The 15,914-nt window shown below is 68.4% G+C and carries 14 protein-coding genes; 7 read left to right on the top strand and 7 right to left on the bottom strand.

Going from position 1 to position 15,914, the window contains the following annotated elements; translation table 11 throughout:
* The first annotated feature begins 19 nt into the window (after nt 1–19).
* Nucleotides 20–778, top strand: coding sequence for a hypothetical protein (locus GNX95_RS12620; protein ID WP_163507282.1), 759 nt, complete (start codon nt 20–22; stop codon nt 776–778).
* 53 nt (nt 779–831) lie between these two features.
* On the opposite strand, the gene GNX95_RS12615 is transcribed toward GNX95_RS12620, so the two are convergent.
* Complete coding sequence (locus GNX95_RS12615; RefSeq protein WP_163507281.1) at nt 832–1,626, bottom strand: sporulation protein; 795 nt, start codon at nt 1,624–1,626, stop codon at nt 832–834.
* A gap of 125 nt (nt 1,627–1,751) precedes the next feature.
* Here GNX95_RS12615 and GNX95_RS12610 point away from each other — a divergent pair, with 125 nt between their 5' ends.
* The 6 genes from GNX95_RS12610 (at nt 1,752) to GNX95_RS12585 (ending at nt 8,548) form a co-directional block, all read left to right on the top strand.
* Entirely contained in the window at nt 1,752–2,357 is a 606-nt protein-coding gene (locus tag GNX95_RS12610) for a TetR/AcrR family transcriptional regulator (RefSeq protein ID WP_163507280.1), read from the top strand.
* Between the two features lie 28 nt (nt 2,358–2,385).
* A complete protein-coding gene (locus GNX95_RS12605) occupies nt 2,386–5,046 on the top strand; it encodes an MFS transporter (RefSeq protein WP_163507279.1) in 2,661 nt (886 codons plus the stop codon).
* Nucleotides 5,043–5,894, top strand: coding sequence for a YceI family protein (locus tag GNX95_RS12600; RefSeq protein WP_163507278.1), 852 nt, complete (start codon nt 5,043–5,045; stop codon nt 5,892–5,894). The genes GNX95_RS12605 and GNX95_RS12600 overlap by 4 nt, the downstream gene beginning before the upstream one ends.
* Before the next feature lie 216 nt (nt 5,895–6,110).
* A complete protein-coding gene (locus GNX95_RS12595; RefSeq protein ID WP_163507277.1) occupies nt 6,111–6,551 on the top strand; it encodes a MarR family winged helix-turn-helix transcriptional regulator in 441 nt (146 codons plus the stop codon).
* On the top strand, nt 6,548–7,945 hold the full coding sequence (locus tag GNX95_RS12590; protein WP_163507276.1) for an MFS transporter: 1,398 nt from the start codon (nt 6,548–6,550) through the stop codon (nt 7,943–7,945). The genes GNX95_RS12595 and GNX95_RS12590 overlap by 4 nt, the downstream gene beginning before the upstream one ends.
* Before the next feature lie 108 nt (nt 7,946–8,053).
* Complete coding sequence (locus tag GNX95_RS12585; protein WP_163507275.1) at nt 8,054–8,548, top strand: DUF3145 domain-containing protein; 495 nt, start codon at nt 8,054–8,056, stop codon at nt 8,546–8,548.
* A 517-nt stretch (nt 8,549–9,065) separates the two neighbouring features.
* Here GNX95_RS12585 and GNX95_RS12580 read toward each other — a convergent pair.
* The 6 genes from GNX95_RS12580 to GNX95_RS12555 are packed head-to-tail and all read right to left on the bottom strand — an operon-like array spanning nt 9,066 to nt 15,816.
* On the bottom strand, nt 9,066–10,490 hold the full coding sequence (locus GNX95_RS12580) for a gamma-aminobutyraldehyde dehydrogenase (protein ID WP_163507274.1): 1,425 nt from the start codon (nt 10,488–10,490) through the stop codon (nt 9,066–9,068).
* Nucleotides 10,491–10,506: 16 nt separating this feature from the next.
* Nucleotides 10,507–11,319, bottom strand: a complete 813-nt coding sequence (locus GNX95_RS12575; RefSeq protein ID WP_163507273.1) for an ABC transporter permease — start codon at nt 11,317–11,319, stop codon at nt 10,507–10,509.
* Entirely contained in the window at nt 11,319–12,176 is an 858-nt protein-coding gene (locus GNX95_RS12570; RefSeq protein WP_163507272.1) for an ABC transporter permease, read from the bottom strand. The genes GNX95_RS12575 and GNX95_RS12570 overlap by 1 nt, the downstream gene beginning before the upstream one ends.
* Nucleotides 12,177–12,180: 4 nt before the next feature.
* A complete protein-coding gene (locus GNX95_RS12565) occupies nt 12,181–13,374 on the bottom strand; it encodes an ABC transporter substrate-binding protein (RefSeq protein ID WP_163507271.1) in 1,194 nt (397 codons plus the stop codon).
* Nucleotides 13,371–14,471: an ABC transporter ATP-binding protein gene (locus GNX95_RS12560; RefSeq protein WP_163507270.1), complete on the bottom strand. Its 1,101-nt coding sequence runs from the start codon at nt 14,469–14,471 to the stop codon at nt 13,371–13,373. Before GNX95_RS12560 ends, GNX95_RS12565 begins: the two co-directional genes overlap by 4 nt.
* 40 nt (nt 14,472–14,511) lie before the next feature.
* A complete protein-coding gene (locus GNX95_RS12555) occupies nt 14,512–15,816 on the bottom strand; it encodes an aldehyde dehydrogenase family protein (RefSeq protein ID WP_163507269.1) in 1,305 nt (434 codons plus the stop codon).
* Nucleotides 15,817–15,914: the final 98 nt, after the last annotated feature.

Here is a 15,914-nt window from a genome sequence, read left to right as displayed (position 1 = left end):
AGGGAGAGTGAGGACGGACATGAAGACTGTCAAGCGCGCGTTATCCCTGGTCGCCGCCGTCGCGGCGGTCGTGTTGGTGGCGGCCGCGCCGGCGTACGCGGCGACCGGCACCGTACACACCGACTCCGGTGTCGCGCTGACCGTACGGTCGGGCCCACACACCAGCTCGACCGCGGTCGGCAGCATCGCCGACGGCACCTCGGTCACCATCGACTGCCAGCTCAACGGCGACGCGGTGACCGGCAAGTACGGCACCACCGACATCTGGGACCACGTGCCGTCCAAGGGTGGCTACGTCAGCGACGCGTACGTCTACACCGGCAGCGACGGCCGGGTCGCGCCGGACTGCTCCGGCAGCACGCTGTCGTGCTCGACCTCCGGCACCGGTGACCCCAACAGCTGCAGCCAGGCGGTCAGCTGGGCCAAGGCACACGTGCACACCAACTACGACGCGAACTACTACCGTTGGTGCGACCGGATCAACGCGTGGGCCTACGGCTGGAGCGCCAGCGGCTCGGAGACGGCGTACGTCCACTGGACGCAGATCCCGTCCTCGTACAAGCATCCCGGCGACACCTCGGTGCCGGCGGGTGGACTGGCGTTCTTCAGCAACGGCGGCTCCGGCCACACGATGATCTCCATCGGTGGCGGCAACTTCCTGTCCAACGACATCCACGGCAACGGCACGTACACGCAGACGACGATCGCCGAGATCAAGAGCAGCTGGGGCCAGACCTACCTCGGCTGGGCCCAGCCCTGGTTCAAGGTCAACCACTGAGGTCCGCATGGCCACCATGCGTGCGACCAACGCACGCATGGTGGCCATGCGACCTATCCGAACCAGCCGAGGCCGCTGGCCTTCTCGTTGATGTGGTGCTCCAGTACGCCGCGGAAGTCGGTCGCCATCGCCTGCGCGTGCGGGATGGAGAACTTGACGATCGCGTCGTGGCCAGAGCGCAGCAGGCCGCCGCGCCGGTCGACCTCGATCACCACGGTGATCTCGTGCGGGTTGGTCAGGAAGGTCAGCTCGACCTCCTTGACCTTCCCGCGGAACTGCGGCGCCGGATGGAACTCGATCTCCTGGTAGAACGGCAGGTCCTGGCCGGCGCCGAAGCGGTTGACCGTGCCGGCCTCCAGGTCGGCCGACTTGAACTGGAAGCCGAGCAGCCCCATCGCGTCCAGGATGCCCTGCTGTGACGGCAGCGGCGCGATCTCCAGCGGGTCGAGGTCGCCGGGGTCGACCGACTTGGCGACCCGCAGCTGCGTACGCACGCCGACCTTCATGCCGTCCAGGTGCCGGCCGTAGACGTAGGTGATCGGCGCCTCCCACGGTACCGGCAGCTGGAACGGGATCTGCGCGTTCTGGCCGGCGGCCACCCGCATCGGCGGCGTCGCCTCCAGCCCGCCGAACTTCACGTCGCGGCGGTGCTCGCCGTTGTCGGTCTCGTACTCGACCTCGGCCTCCAGATCCAGCCGGATCCCCTGGATGTCCAGGTCGATGCTGCCGCCGATGATGTTCAGCACACCGGTGACCGCGCCGCCAGGCGTGGCGACCGGATGGTTCAGGACCGCGTCGATCTTGGCGCCGCCGGCGTTGAACCCGGCCAGAAACCGCTTGAAACCCATGTCGTACTTCCTGTCGACCGTGTGGAGAACGCCAGTCTGCCGTACGGCGCCAAGAGCCGGTAAGGAACCGGCCAAGAGGATCTTTCAACTAGTGAAAAGTTGCGCTCCGTGCAATCATGGCTGGCGTGGCACGCGAGGGGCTGATGGAGGCGCCGGGCCTGCGCGAACGCAAGAAGCAAGCGACCCGGCGCGCACTCCGCGACACCGCGCTGCGGTTGGCCGAGGAGCATGGGCTGGACGGACTGACCGTCGAGGCCGTGTGCGCCGAGGTCGGTGTGTCCACGCGTACGTTCTTCAACTACTTCCGGTCCAAGGAGGAAGCGCTCGTCGGCGACGGCCCCACGCTGCCGCCGGACGACGTCGTCGACCGGATCTTCGCCGAGCACGCCGAGCGCGGTCCGCTGGCCGGCGCCACCGCGGTGCTGCAGCTCATGGCCGACACCGGGACGCAGCCGGACGTACGCCACAAGGCGTTGATGTTCGAGCGGTTTCCGACGCTGGTGCCGGCGGTGCTGGCCCGGTTCGCCGCCTTCGAGCGGAGCCTGGCGGCCGCGGTGGCCCGCAACCTGGGCGACCGCCAGCTGCCCGACTTCTATCCGGACCTGGTCGCCGCCACCGCGGTGACGGCGATGCGGGTGGCCGGCAAGAGGTGGAGCACGTACGGCCAGGATCGGCCACTAGCCGAATATACGGCCCAGGTTTTCGCCGTATTTCATAAGGAGCTGGCATGATGCGGCTCCTGATCATGGGAGAGAACAGTTGAGTTCGACCAACCACGCCGGTGCTGCCGCAACGGCGCAGCAGACCGTGCAGCAAGGCCCCCAGCCGCTGAGCCGGCGGCAGATCCTGGCCGTCGTCGGGGCCCTGATGCTGGTCGTGCTGCTCGCCGCGCTCGACCAGACGATCGTGTCGACCGCGCTGCCGAAGATCGTCGGTCAGCTGCACGGCCTGACCGACCTGTCCTGGGTCATCACGGCGTATCTGCTGTCGTCGACGATCGTGTTGCCGATCTATGGAAAACTCGGCGACCTGATCGGCCGGAAATGGCTTTTCCAGCTGGCCATCGTGATCTTCCTGGTCGGTTCGGCGCTGTCCGGCGCGGCGCAGGACATCGGCCAGCTGATCGCTTTCCGCGCTCTGCAGGGAATCGGTGGCGGTGGCCTGATGATCGGCGCGCAGGCCATCATCGGCGATCTCGTACCACCACGAGAACGTGGTAAATATCAGGGCCTGATTGGTGGCGCCTTCGGCATCGCGTCGGTGGCCGGTCCGCTGGTCGGCGGCGCGCTCACCGACATCGGCGACAGCACGTGGCGCTGGTGTTTCTACATCAACCTTCCGCTCGGTGTCGTCGCGATGATCGTCACCGCGCTCGCGCTGAAACTTCCGCGCCGTAAAGCGAAATTCAGCCTCGACTACTTCGGTGCCGCGCTGCTGGCCGGTTTCAGCACCTGCATCGTGCTGATCACCAGCTGGGGTGGCACCAAGTACGACTGGGGGTCGCCGCAGATCGTCGGCCTGAGCATCGGGTCCGGCGTACTGCTGGTGCTGTTCGTCGTGGCCGAGATCTTCGTCAAAGAGCCGATGCTGCCGCTCAAGCTGTTCAAGAACAGCCTGTTCGCGCTGACCAGCCTGATGGGGATCGCGCTGGGCATCTGCATGTTCGGCGCACTGAGTTACGTGCCGACCTTCCTGCAGATGGTCGACGGCCGCAGTGCCACCGTCTCGGGTCTGCTGATGTTGCCGATGGTCGCCGGAATGCTGGTCGCCTCGCTCGGCTCCGGTCAGCTGATCAGCCGTTTGGGGCACTACAAGACTTTTCCGATCGTCGGCACCGCCGTGCTTGGCGTCGGCCTCTTTCTTTTGTCGCGGCTGGACCAAAGCAACCCGATCTGGGAGAACAGCATCTATTTCGCGGTGGTCGGCCTGGGCCTGGGCATGGTGATGCCGACGTTGGTCCTGATCGTGCAGAATTCGGTGCCGTTCCACGAGATGGGGGCCGCGACCTCGGCCTCGAACTATTTCCGGCAGATCGGCGGATCGCTCGGCGCGTCCCTGGTCGGCACGATCCTGGCGACGCAGCTGACCGACAAGATCCCGCAGTACGTGCCGGCCGCGGCGGCCAGCCGGCTGCCGGACACCAACAGCCTCACACCGACGCTCGTACGCGCGCTGCCGGCCGAGATCGGCAACGGCATCATCAAGGCGTACAACGACGTGCTGCCGCCGATTTTCCTCTACCTGGTGCCGATCATCGGCGTCGCCTTCGTGCTTTCGTTCTTCCTCAAGCAGATCCCGCTGCGCTCGCACGCGGCTCCCGGCGAGTCGATCGCCAGCGAGCCGCCGCAGGTGCCGGTGGCCTCCGGCGGCCAGCAGGCACCTGCGGACGCGGCCGGCGCGGCGGCCGGCTCTATGGTGGGTGCCGTGGCTGAGACAGCAGGCGTCGGTCCAGGCGGGACGCCACCGCCGCCGAACGGTCAATCCGGCTATCCGACCCAGCGTCCGCTCGCCGCGGTGCCGGCCGGCCAGCCCGAGACCGCCGCCGCGTTACCGGTCGCCGCGGTCGTACAGAGCCAGAACGGGACGCAGCCGATGCGGCCGCAGCGGCAGGTCGTGCCCACCTATCCGCAGATGACCACGCCAAACGGCCACGTGCCGCTGCGTGGATACGTACGGGGTGGCGGCAGCGGCCAGCCGCCGATCGGCGACGCGGTGCTGACGCTGATCGACTCGGGCGGCCAGCAGCTCGGCCGCGGCCGCAGCGGTCCGGACGGCCGCTTCGAGCTGGCCACGCCGGGTCGCGGCAACTACGTGCTGATCGCGCGGGCGGCCTCGCACCAGCCGCAGGCGACGATGATCTCGGTCGGCGACACGCCGGCCAGCCTCGAGGTCGTGCTGATCGGTACGAGCGGGCTGACCGGCACCGTACGGGTCAGCGGCGGCGGTGCCTTGGCCGGCGCGATCGTCACCCTCGCCGACGGTCGCGGCGAGGTGGTCGCCTCGCAGCCGACCGACGAGACCGGGTCGTACACCTTCTCCGAGATGGTCGCCGGCACGTACACGGTCGCGGTGAGCGCGCCGCGCTATCACCCGGTGGCGGCGCTGGTGGAGGTCGCCGAGGGCGGCATGACCCGCTATGACGTCGACTTCGCAGGCGCGGCGAGGTTGCGCGGCCGCGCCTTCGGCGGCTCGGCGCACAGCCCGCTCGCCGACGCGCGCGTGACGCTGGTCGACGACGCCGGCAACGTGGTCGCCGCGACCACGACCGACGCGGACGGCGTGTACGCCTTCCCGGAGCTGCCGGAAGGCAGCTACACGGTCGTCGCGACCGGCTATCCGCCGGCGGTCAGCACCGTCAGCCTGGACGGTGGCAAGGAACACCAACACGACGTGCTGTTGACGCATGAGGAGAGCCGATGACGACGGAGCCGGCCACGGCTGAGGCTGGTGGAGTGCGCGCGACGGTCCAGACGAGCGACGGCTGGGCCATCACCAGCGCGATCCTGACCGTCACCGACGCGTCCGGCCGGCAGGTCGGCCGGGCCATGGCCGACGGCGACGGCGTCGTGTCGACCGGCCGGCTGGCGCCGGGGACCTACACGGCGATCCTCACCGCGGCGGGTTACACACCGTCGGCGCGTACGGCCATCGTCACCGCCAGCGGCTCCGCCGAGCTCGGCACGCTGCGGTTGTCCCGGCTGCCCGGCTCGGACCTGCCGGCCACCGGCCGGTGGACCATCGACCCGGCGCACACCAGCATCGTGGTCGCCGCCCGGCACATGGGCCTGACCACGGTCAGCGGCCGGTTCACCACGTTTTCCGGCCGGATCCAGATCGCCGACCCGGTCGAACGCTCGTCGGTGACCGCGGTGATCGAGGCGGACAGCATCGACACCGCCAACAAGATGCGCGACGATCACCTGCGCTCGGCGGATTTCCTTGCCGTCGACCAGTTTCCGACCATCACCTACAGCGGGGTCGGCATTGTGCCGCGCGGTCCGGACCAGTGGACGCTGTCCGGCGATCTGACCATCAAGGACGTGACCAAGCCGGTCAGCCTGGAGCTCACCTACCTCGGCCTGCGCGTCGACCCGTGGGGAAACACGCGCCTCGGCCTGAAGGCGACCGGCGAGCTGCGGCGGGGTGACTTCTCCATCACCTACCACCAGGTCCTGGCCGCCGGCATCGACGCGGTCGGGACGACCCTGCGCGTCGAGATGGACATCCAGGCCGTCCACGGCGACCAGCTGCCAAGCCTGGAAGGCTGACCGCCGCCGAATACCTGCTACGGCACGTAATTGTCGTACCCAGGTGACAATCTGGCCCCCACCCAAGAACGGGCGGGGGGTGGGTTCGCGTGGAAACTTACATAAGTAGACGATCTTGGTCGAGATGCACGCATGGCCACCATGCGTGCATCGCTGCGGTGGAGCGCTAGATGTGCACACGACTCAGCTGGGCATGTCTTCAGCTAAACTGAAGACATGCGATCCGACCGGCAGCTGGCTGACACCGCACACGAGCTGCGCTTGAGCATGATGCGGCTGGTCCGCCGGCTGCGTCAGGAAAAGACCGCGCTCGTACCGCCATATCCGCAGCTCGCCGTGCTCGGCTGGCTGGATCGCGACGGTCCGATGACCAACACCCGGCTGGCCGCGGTGGAGCGGGTCACGCCGCAGACGATGGCGCGTACGACGGCCGAGCTGGTCGCCGAAGGATTGATCAGCAGAGCTGAAGACCCGACCGACCGGCGGCAGGTCCTGCTGGCAGTCAATGAGCGCGGCCGGCAGCTGCTGGAGGAGGACCGGCGGCGGCGCGACACGTTCCTGGCGACCGCGATGGCGACCGAGCTGACGCCGACCGAGCGGGAGCTGCTGCGGCTCGCCGCCGGCCTGCTGGACAAGCTCGCCGAGGCGGCCAGGTGACCCAGGCCGCGACCACCGACCAGCGCCGGGGCCTGCCGATACGGTTCAGCGCCGCGGTCGGCCTCGGCACGCTGCTGCAGCCGCTCAACTCGTCGATGATCGCGGTCGCGCTCGTGCAGATCGGTGCGGCTTTTCACGCTGGTACGCAGACGCAGTGGCTGGTCTCCGCGCTCTACCTGGCGACCGCGGTGTCGGCGCCGACCGCCGGCCGGCTGGCCGATCTGTTCGGCGCGCGCCGCGTGTTTCTCGCCGGTCTGGCGCTGGTCTTCGCCGTATCGCTGCTGGCACGGTTCGCGCCGACGCTCGGCTGGCTGGTCGCCGCGCGGATCCTGCTCGGGATCGGCACCGGCGCGCAGTTTCCGTCCGGGGTGGCGATGATCCGGCGGATCGCCGACCGGCGAAAGGCGTCGGCGGTCGGCGCGCTCGGCATCCTGTCGATCTTCGCGCAGACCTCGGCGGCGCTGGGGCCGAGCCTCGGCGGCTTCCTGGTCGGCGGCTTCGGCTGGCAGTCGATCTTCTTCGTCAACGTGCCGATGACGATCGCCGCGGCGCTCTGCGTCCTGCGGCTCGTGCCCGCCGATCCACCGCTGGAGCGGCGTGGCTGGCGCCAGGTCATGCGCGTCGTCGACCTGCCGGGGCTCCTGGTGTTCAGCGCCGGCATGACCACGGTCATGCTGCTCCTGTTGTCGCTGGCCGACCGGCCGGAGTGGTGGCTGGTCGCGGTGGCGCTGCCGCTGCTCGCCGGCTTCGTGTGGTGGGAGCTGCGCGCGGCCAGTCCGTTCGTGGACGTGCGCCTGCTCGTCCGCAGCCGGGCGCTGTCGCTGACGTACGCGCGGACCATGCTCACCTACACAGCCTTCTATGCGATCTTCTATGGCGTGCCAGGCTGGCTTGAGCAGGCCCGGCACCTGCCACCTGACCTGGTCGGCCTCGTCGTACTGCCGATCGCCGCGCTCGGTGCGCTGACGATCGTGGCCGCCACACGGCTCGCCAGGTGGCGCGGGCCTCGGCCGTTGCTGGCGATCGGGTCTCTGGCGCTCGCGATCGGCGGCGCCGCGCTGGCCCTCGCCGTACACTCCGCCACGCCGTTGGTGGTGTTGTTCCTGATCAGCGCGGTGCTTGGGTTGCCGAACGGGTTCAACAGCCTCGGCAACCAGCTGTCCGTCTACAGCGCCGCACCTGCCGACGCGACCGGCGCGGCGGCCGGCCTGTTCCGTACGTCCCAGTACGTCGGCGCCAACTTCGCCGCCGCCGCGATCGCACTGGTCTTCGCCGGACCGGCCACCGACGGCGGTCTGCACCGCCTTGGCGCGCTCGTCGCGGTGATCGGCGCGCTCCTGCTGGTCGACGCGCTCCTCATGGGAAACCGCCTCCGCGCGCAAAACGCGACCTGAGCTTCACATAACAGACGGCACTGCCGTACCATTCGCCTCACAGGCATCTGGCCGCGGGTGGACGAGGGTCGCAGGGGAAGGCGCATCTCGACCAACCGGGAGGTCACCGTGCCTGCACGTGGCGTGTTGTACGTCCACTCGTCGCCGTCGGCTGTGTGCCCGCACGTCGAGTGGGCGATTTCGCGTGTCCTTGGCGTGCCTGTGCGCCTGGAGTGGACCGCGCAACCAGCGGACCCCAGCACACAGCGAGCCGAGTGCCAGTGGAGCGCGCGCACCGGCACCGCCGGCATGCTGGCGACCGCGCTGCGGCAATGGCCGATGATCCGCTTCGAGGTCACCGAGGAGGCGACCCCCGGCGTCGACGGCGAGCGGATCGCGTACGTGCCGGGGCGCGGGGTCTTCCGGTCGACGATGAGCGCGACCGGCGACATCCTGGTGGGGGAGGATCGGCTGCGCGCGCTGCTGGCCACCGCCACCAACTCGGACGCGCTCGCGCACGGCCTGGAGAAGCTGCTCGGCACCGACTGGGACCTCGACCTGGAGCCATACCGGCACGCCGGCGACGGCGCGCCGGTGACCTGGCTGACGCAGAGCGTCTCCTGATACGCCGCGAGGGTGACGGTCGCGCCGGTAACTCGCCGGTCCGGCGCGGTTGTCACCCTCGCGGAGCGAGTTGCGCGGCTGGTCGTACAGCGGCTGGGCCCGCCGCCTGGCGAGCGCCGTCATTCCGGTGGCGCTCGCCGACTGCCGCCTTATTGATGGCGTTCGCTGACTGCCGCGTTTCTGGTGGCACTCGCTCACTGCCGCGTTTTGTGCGTTGGCGGTCGTTTGTTGGGGTGTTTTGGCGTCGCTGGGTGAGCGCCGGGTTTTGGGTGGCGCTGGGTGAGTGACGGGTTTTGGGTGGCGGTCGGTGAGTGTCGCGTTTTGTGCGTTGGCGGCCGTTTGTTGGGGTGTTTTTGGCGTCGCTCGGTGAGCGACGGGATTTTGGCGTCGCTCGGTGAGCGACGGGGTTTTGGTGGCGTTCGGCGGGCGCCGCGTTTCTGGCGGCACTCGGGCCAAGCCCGAGGCCCCCGACGCCGATTCTTCCAGCGGCCACCGACAGTCGGGGGCCGCCGGCGGGTCAGGAGATCGCGCTCATTACGTGCTTGATCCGCGTGTAGTCCTCCAAGGCGTACATCGACAGGTCCTTGCCATAGCCGGAGTGTCGGAAGCCGCCGTGTGGCATCTCGTTGACCAGCGGAATGTGCGTGTTGATCCACACGCAGCCGAAGGCGAGCCGCTTCGCCATCCGCATCGCACGCCCGTGGTCGCGCGTCCACACACTCGACGCGAGCCCGTACTCGACGCCGTTGGCCCAGCGTACGGCCTCGTCCTCGTCGGTGAACCGCTGCACGGTGATGACCGGCCCGAAGATCTCCTGCTGGATCGCCTCGTCGTCCTGCCGCAGGCCGGACAGCACGGTCGGCTCGTAGAAATAGCCGGTCGTGCCGACCCGGTGGCCGCCGGCCATCACCTCGGCATGGTCCGGCAGACCGTCGACGAAACCGGACACGCGCGAGAGCTGATTGGCGTTGTTCAATGGCCCATAGAGCACCTCCTCGTCGCTCGGTGGACCGGTACGCGTCGACCGGGCCTGTTCGGCGAGCGCGGCGACGAAATCGTCGTGTACGCCGGGTCCGGCGAGTACGCGCGTCGCGGCCGTGCAGTCCTGGCCGGCGTTGAAATAGCCGGCGGTGGCGATGCCTTCGGCGGCGGCATCCAGGTCGGCGTCGTCGAAGACGACCACCGGCGCCTTGCCGCCGAGCTCCAGATGCGCGCGCTTGAGGTCCTTCGCCGCCTCCGTGGCGACCTCGATGCCGGCCCGTACGGACCCGGTGATCGCGACGAGCTGCGGAGTCGGATGCGAGACCAGCGCGCGGCCGGTGTCGCGGTCGCCGGTGATGACGTTGAGTACGCCGGGCGGCAGGAACTCCGACGCGACCTCGGCGAGCAGCAGCGTGCTGGCGGGGGTCGTGTCCGACGGCTTCAGCACGATCGTGTTGCCGGCCGCCAGCGCCGGGCCGATCTTCCAGATCGCCATCATCAACGGGTAGTTCCACGGCGTCACCTGCGCGACGACACCGATCGGCTCGCGCCGGATGAACGACGTGTGACCGGCCATGTACTCACCGGCCGCGCGCCCCTCCAGCACCCGTGCCGCACCGGCGAAAAACCGGATCGCGTCGATCGCCGGCGGCATTTCCTCCTCCAGCGTCAAAGCGCGCGGCTTGCCGGTGTTGCGCACCTCGGTGTCGACGAAGTCGCCAGCGCGTTTTTCGATGGCGTCGGCCAGTTTCAGCATCGCCAGCTGCCGCTCGGCCGGTGTCGTGTCACCCCAGGTCTGGAAGGCCTTGTCGGCCGCTTTCATGGCGCGGTCGACGTCCTCGCCGTCCGACAGCGGAGCCGACGCGTACGCCTCACCGGTGGACGGGTCGATCACGTCCGCGCGTTTTCCGGACGCCGCCTCGACATACTCGCCGTTGACGAAGTTACGCAGCTCGCTCAAGAGGGCTTCCTTCCTGTCACAGACGTCCGCCGGCGCTCTCGCCGCCGACTCGGGTAGCCAACCACACCGGCAGCACCGACAACAGCACGAGCGCGGCCGCGACCACGTTGACCACCGGTGCCTGGTTGGGCCGGAAAAGGTTGGAGAAAATCCAGATCGGCAACGTCGTCACACCCGGTCCCGCGGTGAACGTCGTCACGATGATCTCGTCGAACGACAACGCGAAGGCGAGCAGGCCGCCGGACAGCAATGCCGTACGGATCAACGGAAAAGTCACATAGCGGAAGGTCTGGAAGACGTTGGCGCCGAGGTCCATCGACGCCTCCTCCAGCGATCCACCAAGCCGCCGCAGCCGCGCCAGCACGTTGTTGTAGACGATGACGATGCAGAAGGTGGCGTGGCCGACGACAACCGTGAACAATCCGAGCGAAATACCGAAAGGCTCCAGCGCAGCGCGAAAAGCGTTGTTCAGCGCGATGCCGGTGACCACGCCGGGCAATGCCAGCGGCAACACGACCAGCAGCGAGATCGTGTCGCGGCCGAAAAATCGATAGCGTTGTACGGCGAAAGCGGCCATCGTGCCGAGGACCAACGCCACGACGGTCGCGCCGATGCCGGCCTCGACGCTGGTGAGCAACGCCTGCAACATGCCGGCGTTGCCGATCGTACGGCCCCACCACTCCAGCGTGAATCCGGTCGGTGGCCAGCCAAAAGTACGCGACGAGTTGAAGGAGTTGACCACGACGACCAGCAACGGCAGGTAAATCACCGCGAGGCCGACGACCATCGCCACATACAGCAGGACGCGCGCGCGTCGGGACAGGATCATCAGAGGTTGTCCAATGCGCCGGACCGCCGGACGGCGGCGAGATAGACCAACATGACGACGACCGGAAAGAGGCCGGCGGCGGCCGCGAACGGCAGGTTGTCCGCGGTCACCACGTTGTCATAGATGATGTTCGCGAACAGCTGCGACTTGCCGCCGACGATCTTCACCGTGATGTAGTCGCCTAGCGTCAACGAAAACGTGAAGATCGAGCCGGCGACGACGGCCGGAAACAGCAGCGGCAGCACGACCGACCGGAAGGTGCGCCAGGCGCTCGCACCGAGGTCGCTGGAAGCCTCCAGCAGCGAGTCCGGGATCCTTTCCAGGCCGGCGTAGACCGGCAGGATCATGTACGGCAGCCACAGGTACGCCAACGTGATGGTGGTGGCGCTGAGGCCATAGTAGGACTGGCCGCCACCACCGATCATCCAGTCGAAAACACCGGAACCGCCGAGCATGACCCGCCACGCGTACGCTTTCACCAGATAGCTGGCCCACAACGGCGTCAGCACCGCCGCCACCAGAAACCGCTGCGCCCGCGGCGACGCCACTTTTGCCATGAAGAAAGCCAACGGCAGCGCGATGACCGCGTCGATCATGGTCACCAGCACGGCGACTCCGAGGCTGCGCGCCGCGACCGTACGATAGATGGCATCGGACACCAGGCCGGCGAAGTTTCCCAGCGAGAAGCCGGGGACCAGGTTGCCGGTGAAGGAGTCCACCGTCCAGAAGGCGGTCAGGAACATCGCGGCCAGCGAGCCGAGGTAGGCGACCACCAGCCACAGCAATGGCAGCGACAGCAGGGATCCGAGCCGGACCAGCGGTTTGCGATACAGCAGCCGGGAAAGCGCGGCGGTCATCGGGCTATCCCTTGATTTCGGTCCAGGCCTGCGTCCACTTGGTGTAGTCGGTGCAGGTCGCGTCGGTCCGGCCGTCCAGGCACTTGGCGGTCGGCGTGGTCCAGTACCAGATCTTGTCCGAGTACGGCTTGTCCGCGGCGTGGAAGGTCGCGCACTGCTCGGTCATGTCCTTTTCCTGGCACGACTTGGACTGTGCCGGGGCCTCGCCGAAGTAGGTGGCGACCTGAGCGTTCACCGACGGAGAGACGATCCAGTCCAGCCATTTGTACGAGCAGGTCGGATGCGGCGCCTTCGCGGCCACCATCCAGGTGTCCGACCAGCCGGTCGAGCCCTCCGCCGGCAGGATCGCGTTGACCTTGACCTTCTTGTCGCTGGTGATCAGGTTGTTGATGACCTGCCAGGTGGTGCCGACCACCGAGCCGCCGGATTCGAAGGACTGCACCGATTTCGTGTAGTCAGACCAGTATTCGCCGACGTTTGCCTTCTGTTGCTTCAAAAGCGCGACCGCCGCCTGGAACTGCTTGTCGTCCAGCGCGTACGGGTTCTTGATGCCGAGCTCCGGCTTGGTCTTCATCAGGTAGAGCGCCGCGTCGGCGATGTAGATCGGCGAGTCGTATGCGGTGATCTTTCCCTTGTACGGCGACCAAGCCTGGAACACCACACCCCACGAGGTCGGTGCCGGCTTGACCACGTCGGTGTTGTACTGCAACAGGTTGGCGCCCCAGCCGTGCGGGATGCCGTACGCCTGGCCGTCGACCGAGTTCCACGCGCGGTTTTTCAGGAACGGGAAGATCGTCGCGTAGTTCGGCACCAGCTTCGTGTTCACCGGCGCGGCCGTGCCGCTGTAGACCAGCCGCAGGCTCGCGTCGCCGGACGCCGACACCACGTCGTACTGGTTGGTCTTCATCAGCGTCACCATCTCGTCGGACGTGCCGGCGACCTTGACGTTGACCTTGCAGCCGGTGGCCTTGGTGAACGGATGGACCCAGTCGACCTTCGGGTCGGTGGAGCCGTCCTCGGCATAGCCGGCCCAGGCGATCACGTTGACCTGGCCCTCCGGCGTGCCGAGCTTGTCCAGCATCGCGACTTTCGGTGGCGCGCCGCCACTTCCGGTGCTGGTCGAGCCTGACCCGCAACCGGCGCCGGCCACCGCCAGGCCAACACATGCCGCGATCGCGACGATCTTCCGGCCTTTCATGATTCCCCCTCGGTGGAAACGGACTCTTTCTCTGCTGCTTGGGTGACGCCGACACGCAGAGCGTGCGCGGACTTCCAGACCAGCCGGACGCGCTCGGCGGCCGCCGGCGGCCGCCGGATCGCGGTGTTCGGCACGAGTACGGTCATCGTCACGCCGGCGTCGAGCTCGACCGAGAAGCGGATTTGCGAGCCGACATAAGCGATGTCGGAGACGATGCCGTCCGCGCGGCGTTCGTCGTCGGCGGCCGCGGTGGTCGTGTCCTCGATGCGGATACGCTCGGGCCGCAGGCTGACCGTGCCGTCGAATCCGTGCACGGCAACGGATTCCTGGCCGGTCGTGAGGTTGGCGGTGCCCACGAAACCGGCCACGAAGTCGGTCGCCGGATGCTCGTACACCTCAACCGGCGTGCCGACCTGCTCGATCCTGCCGTCGGCCAGCACGGCGATCCGGTCGCTCATGGTCAGCGCCTCCTCCTGGTCGTGCGTCACGAAAACGAAGGTGATGCCGACCTCGCGCTGGATCTTTTTCAGCTCTATCTGCATTTCCTGCCGCAGCTTCAGGTCGAGCGCGCCGAGCGGCTCGTCCAGCAGCAGCACTTTCGGCCGATTGACCAAAGCACGCGCCAGCGCGATCCGCTGGCGCTGACCACCGGACAGCTGCGCCGGTTTGCGACCACCGACATCCGGCAGCCGTACGCTTTCCAATGCCTGCAACGCACGCCGGCGGCGTTCCGGCCTGCGGACGCCTTTGACCTTCAGGCCGTACTCGATGTTGGCCAGCACGGTCATGTGCGGAAACAGTGCGTAGTCCTGGAAAACCGTGTTGACGTCGCGGTCGAACGGCGCGGTCTGGCTGACGTCCCTGCCGGCCAACAGGATCTGGCCGGCGGTCGGCAGCTCGAAGCCGGCGATCATCCGCAACACGGTCGTCTTCCCGGAGCCGGACGGACCCAGCAGCGAGAAGAACTCGCCGTCGGCGATGTCCAGGTCGACGCCGCGGACGGCTTCGGTGCGGTCGAACGACTTCCGCAGCGCGCGCAGGCTGATCGACGGCGTCGCGGCCGGTTTTTCCAGCGGTGCGGTCTGTTTCTCAGCCATCGGGGCTCCGTCGGGGGTCGGCAACCAGAAAGGACACAGCTCAGCCGGCGAGCAGGACGGTTCTTCGGTCGGTGTGCAGCGCCGCCGCCGGCGCCTGTGGACTGTCGCTGGCCAGCGGTCCGACATCGGGTACGGCGTTGACCAGCACCGACCGCGCCGGCAGGGCACGAGCGGCCCACACGGCGGTGCGTACGTCACGCGTGAAGATCGCGGCGCGTCCGCCGCTGGCGAGTGCGAAGGCCTCATCGAGGTCGGCGTATGGCTCGATGCTCAGCACCGGCCCCGGCGCGTCCACGACATGGTCGGTGAGCCGCGGCGCGATCAGCGGCACCGCCGGAGCCGGCGGGCGTGACCGTACGTCCAGGTCGGGCAGCAGCTCAGTGAGCCGTTGTGCGTGGCCGGTCGAGATCACCGGCCCGAGGTCGGTGGCCGGATCGGCCGGGTCGCCGACGACCAGCGCCGCCGCGCTGCTGGCCAGCCGGTCGGCCAGGTCGAGCTGTACGTCCCGGTGCACGATGACGCGCCGGCTGGCCGACCAGAGCTGACCGGCGAAGCCGAACGCACCGGCGGTGATCGCCTCGGTGGCCTCGGCCAGGTCGGCGTCGGGCTCCACGATCACCGGACAGACGGCCGTGTGGTCGAGCAGCACGCGGCCGGCGGCCGAGATCGTGGTGCCGCCGGCGAAGGTGACCAGCCGTACGGCCTGATGTTTGACCAGCGCCGCGCCTGTGCACGAGTCGCCGGTCAGCACCGACACCCACGCGTCCGGCAGGCCGGCCTCGACCAGCAGGTCGACCAGCCGTACGGCCGACACCGGCGCCTTCGCCGACGGCTTGAGCAGCACCGGACAGCCGGCTGCGACGGCTGGACCGATGCGCGCCGCGGCCAGCGCCAGCGGCAGCTGATAGCCGGTCACCGCGGCGACCGGACCGACCGGATCGTGCAGTGTGAACCGTACGCTCGCCGAGCTCGGCAGCGGCGGCACGGCGCTGGCCAGGTGGCGTCCTTCGGCGGCGGCCGTACGCAACGCGCGCGCTGCCTGATCGACCTCGCGGCGCGCGGCAGCGGCTGGTTTTCCTGCCTCGGCGACGATCGTGTAGGCGAACTCGCCGGTGCGGTCGGTGAGCAGCGCGGCGGCGCTTTCCAGCACGACCGCACGTTCCTCAGCGTCGAGCGGCGGACCGGCGGCGACCAGCGCGGCCGCGGCCCGGCCGGCCTGGTCGACGTGCTCGGCCCCCAACGCCGGCACGCGCGCGACCTCGGTGCCGTCGTACGGATTGTGTACGGACAGCCAGCGGTCCGCGGTCACCGGACGGCCGGCGATCCTGGCAGGCACCTGCTGCACAGCGTCACCTCCGGCAATCCGTGTGTGTCGGAGAGAGTAGGGAATCCCGACATTCAGGGTAAAGGTGCACATGCACCACGATTGCCGAAATCCTTTGT

It is taken from the genome of Fodinicola acaciae, from assembly GCF_010993745.1.
GTDB lineage: Bacteria > Actinomycetota > Actinomycetes > Mycobacteriales > HKI-0501 > Fodinicola > Fodinicola acaciae.
Note: the sequence above shows the minus strand (reverse complement) of the source record. Positions and strands in the feature narration are given on the sequence as shown.

Bases quoted from the DNA above. Each gene is read 5' to 3' on its own strand.
- GNX95_RS12620 (WP_163507282.1), top strand. From the start codon at position 20: ATGAAGACTGTCAAGCGCGCGTTATCCCTGGTCGCCGCCGTCGCGGCG.
- GNX95_RS12615 (WP_163507281.1), bottom strand. From the start codon at position 1,626: ATGGGTTTCAAGCGGTTTCTGGCCGGGTTCAACGCCGGCGGCGCCAAG.
- GNX95_RS12600 (WP_163507278.1), top strand. From the start codon at position 5,043: ATGACGACGGAGCCGGCCACGGCTGAGGCTGGTGGAGTGCGCGCGACG.
- GNX95_RS12595 (WP_163507277.1), top strand. From the start codon at position 6,111: ATGCGATCCGACCGGCAGCTGGCTGACACCGCACACGAGCTGCGCTTG.
- GNX95_RS12575 (WP_163507273.1), bottom strand. From the start codon at position 11,319: ATGATCCTGTCCCGACGCGCGCGCGTCCTGCTGTATGTGGCGATGGTC.
- GNX95_RS12570 (WP_163507272.1), bottom strand. From the start codon at position 12,176: ATGACCGCCGCGCTTTCCCGGCTGCTGTATCGCAAACCGCTGGTCCGG.
- GNX95_RS12565 (WP_163507271.1), bottom strand. From the start codon at position 13,374: ATGAAAGGCCGGAAGATCGTCGCGATCGCGGCATGTGTTGGCCTGGCG.
- GNX95_RS12560 (WP_163507270.1), bottom strand. From the start codon at position 14,471: ATGGCTGAGAAACAGACCGCACCGCTGGAAAAACCGGCCGCGACGCCG.